The following is a 443-nucleotide window of genomic DNA, read 5'->3' as shown; positions in this document are numbered from 1 at the left end:
CCTACGGGAGGCAGCAGTTAGGAATTTTGCGCAATGGACGAAAGTCTGACGCAGCGATGCCGCGTGAGGGACGAAGGCCTTCGGGTTGTAAACCTCTTTTAGTTGGAGCGAAAAAAATGACGGTACCAACAGAATAAGCACCGGCTAACCCTGTGCCAGCAGCCGCGGTAATACAGGGGGTGCAAGCGTTACTCGGAATTATTGGGCGTAAAGCGCGTGTAGGTGGTTTTTTAAGTCTGGTGTGAAAGCCCTGGTCTCAAGCCAGGAAGTGCATTGGATACTGAAAGACTAGAGTGCAGGAGAGAGTGGCGGAATTCCCGGTGTAGAGGTGAAATTCGTAGATATCGGGAGGAACAACAGAGGCGAAGGCGGCCACTTGGACTGTTACTGACACTTAGACGCAAAAGCATGGGGAGCAAACAGGATTAGATACCCTAGTAGTC

At 51.5% G+C, this 443-nt stretch carries 1 rRNA gene; it reads left to right on the top strand.

Annotated elements, in window-relative coordinates:
- Positions 1–443 (top strand): 16S ribosomal RNA (locus tag ACTHSL_RS13065); the annotation flags it as partial.

Origin of the sequence: Neisseria sp. P0008.S010 (genome assembly GCF_051962715.1) — a bacterium.
In the GTDB taxonomy this organism is placed as follows: domain Bacteria; phylum Pseudomonadota; class Gammaproteobacteria; order Burkholderiales; family Neisseriaceae; genus Neisseria; species Neisseria elongata.
Note: the sequence above shows the minus strand (reverse complement) of the source record. Positions and strands in the feature narration are given on the sequence as shown.